The sequence below is a fragment of the Streptomyces sp. NPDC055103 genome (assembly GCF_053607625.1).
This window is the reverse complement of the sequence record NZ_JBSGTX010000123.1, coordinates 9,947-11,916: the sequence shown is the minus strand read 5'-3', so window position 1 is coordinate 11,916 and position 1,970 is coordinate 9,947. Positions and strand designations below refer to the sequence as shown.

Annotated in this window: 2 protein-coding genes; one reads left to right on the top strand and one right to left on the bottom strand. The window is 67.4% G+C overall.

Features of this window, described 5'->3' with window-relative positions:
- Positions 1–44: 44 nt before the first annotated feature.
- Positions 45–401, bottom strand: a complete 357-nt coding sequence (locus ACWFR1_RS39125; protein WP_015033024.1) for a HesB/IscA family protein — start codon at positions 399–401, stop codon at positions 45–47.
- A gap of 227 nt (positions 402–628) precedes the next feature.
- Between ACWFR1_RS39125 and nadA the strand changes: the two genes are divergently transcribed.
- The gene (nadA, locus tag ACWFR1_RS39120; RefSeq protein ID WP_453560572.1) at positions 629–1,810 is read left to right on the top strand and encodes a quinolinate synthase NadA; all 1,182 of its coding nucleotides are present in this window, start codon (positions 629–631) and stop codon (positions 1,808–1,810) included.
- The last annotated feature ends 160 nt before the right edge of the window (positions 1,811–1,970 follow it).

The window sequence follows — 1,970 nt, the reverse complement described above, 5'->3', positions numbered from 1 at the left end:
GGTCTCCCCGGGCCGCCGCCCTCGCGTTCGTGCTGTGGTGCGACTTAGCTGAACGAGTCGCCGCAGGCGCAGGAGCCCGTGGCGTTCGGGTTGTCGATCGTGAAGCCCTGCTTCTCGATGGTGTCGACGAAGTCGATCGAGGCACCGCCGAGGTACGGGGCGCTCATGCGGTCGGTGACGACCTTGACGCCGTCGAAGTCCTTCACGACATCGCCGTCGAGCGAACGCTCGTCGAAGAACAGCTGGTAACGCAGGCCGGAGCAGCCACCGGGCTGTACGGCGACGCGCAGGGCCAGATCCTCGCGGCCTTCCTGGTCGAGGAGGGCCTTGACCTTGGCCGCGGCGGCGTCGGACAGGAGGATGCCGTCGCTGACAGTGGTCTTCTCGTCCGATACGGACATCTGCTTCTCTCCCGGTGTGTACGGAGACTGCTTGCCGACGGTGGTAACCGCCGGTGTCCCGGATTCATTCCGGAACGCGTGCGTCTTTCCTCTTTCATGCTCGCACACCCTGCCCAGGACCGTGGACGGCGAATTCGTCACATCGACACTATGGACATCGTCAACGTGACGTGAAGCGGTTATGATAGATAACGTCATTTCGACGAAAAGCTTTCTCCGAAGAAAGGGTGCGTGACGTGACCACCGCCCAGCCCCTGGATGTTCAGCCGACGCCGCTCGCCCTCCTCCTCCTCGGCCGCGAGGCCGACCCGAAGAGCGAGCGCGGCGTGGAGTGTCCGGGCGATCTGCCGTCGCCCTCCGACCCGGACCTCGTGGAACGCGCCCGCGCGGCCAAGGAGAAGCTCGGGGACAAGGTCTTCGTGCTCGGCCACCACTACCAGCGTGACGAGGTCATCCAGTTCGCCGACGTCACCGGCGACTCGTTCAAGCTCGCACGTGACGCCGCCGCCAAGCCGGAGGCCGAGTACATCGTCTTCTGCGGCGTGCACTTCATGGCCGAGTCGGCCGACATCCTCACCACCGACGACCAGAAGGTCGTCCTGCCGGACCTGGCCGCCGGCTGCTCGATGGCCGACATGGCCACCGCCGAGCAGGTCGCCGAGTGCTGGGACGTGCTGACCGAGGCCGGTGTCGCCGACCAGGTCGTGCCCGTCTCGTACATGAACTCCTCGGCCGACATCAAGGCCTTCACCGGCAAGCACGGGGGCACGATCTGCACCTCGTCGAACGCCAAGCGCGCCCTGGACTGGGCCTTCGAGCAGGGCGAGAAGATCCTGTTCCTGCCGGACCAGCACCTGGGCCGCAACACGGCCGTCCGCGACATGGGCCTGTCCCTGGACGACTGCGTGCTCTACAACCCGCACAAGCCCAACGGCGGGCTCACCGTCGAGGAGCTGCGTGCCGCCAAGATGATCCTGTGGCGGGGTCACTGCTCGGTGCACGGCCGCTTCTCGCTGGACTCGGTCAACGACGTCCGCGCCCGCATCCCCGGCGTGAACGTGCTGGTCCACCCGGAGTGCAAGCACGAGGTCGTCGCCGCCGCGGACTACGTGGGCTCGACCGAGTACATCATCAACACCCTGGACGCGGCCCCGGCCGGCTCGAAGTGGGCCATCGGCACCGAGCTGAACCTGGTCCGGCGCGTGGCCAACGCGCACCCGGACAAGGAGATCGTCTTCCTCGACAAGACGGTCTGCTTCTGCTCGACCATGAACCGCATCGACCTGCCGCACCTGGTGTGGACCCTGGAGTCCCTGGCCGAGGGCAACCTCGTCAACCAGATCCAGGTCGACAAGGAGACCGAGAGCTTCGCCAAGCTCGCCCTGGAGCGGATGCTGGCGCTGCCGTAGCGGCTCGAACCGTAGCGGCTCCGCCGTCACGGTTCTCCCGTTCGTACGACGGAAGGGGCGCCCCCCGGGTTCGCGGGGCGCCCCGTACTCATGGCGTTCGGGGGGGGCCGGCAGCTCACAGCCCGCACCGTCGCCAGCGGCGGGGCCCGGAAGGCGCCCG

What these genes read in the sequence shown, in the direction of transcription:
- ACWFR1_RS39125 (WP_015033024.1), bottom strand. Translation starts at nt 401, where the DNA reads ATGTCCGTATCGGACGAGAAGACCACTGTCAGCGACGGCATCCTCCTG.